Here is a 255-nt window from a genome sequence, read left to right as displayed (position 1 = left end):
CGTCTTACGTTTCTTCTTTCGTCCGCAGTGGACCGTACCTTGCCATAAACATTTCTTCAAAGGCAGCCTTTGTTCTCGGATCTGCAAAACCACGAATCGCTCTGCCGAACCATTTCTCGTTGTAGTCTGTTGCTTGCAGGTAGATGATCTTCTCGGCGGATTCAATGTTTGTCAGGCTATTCATGGGCTTGAGGCGTTTGCGTAATTCTTTGTTCATGCGCTCAATCGAATTCGTTGTATAGACTGCGTATTGTA

1 protein-coding gene is annotated in these 255 nt (G+C 45.9%); it reads right to left on the bottom strand.

Annotated elements, in window-relative coordinates; all coding sequences use genetic code 11:
• Window positions 1-4: 4 nt before the first annotated feature.
• Window positions 5-255, bottom strand: a 251-nt coding sequence (locus NQZ67_RS30205) for a transposase (protein ID WP_257453193.1), incomplete at its 5' end; no start/stop codon positions are given.

Origin of the sequence: Paenibacillus soyae (assembly GCF_024623455.1) — a bacterium.
GTDB classification, from domain to species: domain Bacteria; phylum Bacillota; class Bacilli; order Paenibacillales; family Paenibacillaceae; genus Pristimantibacillus; species Pristimantibacillus soyae.
Note: the sequence above shows the minus strand (reverse complement) of the source record. Positions and strands in the feature narration are given on the sequence as shown.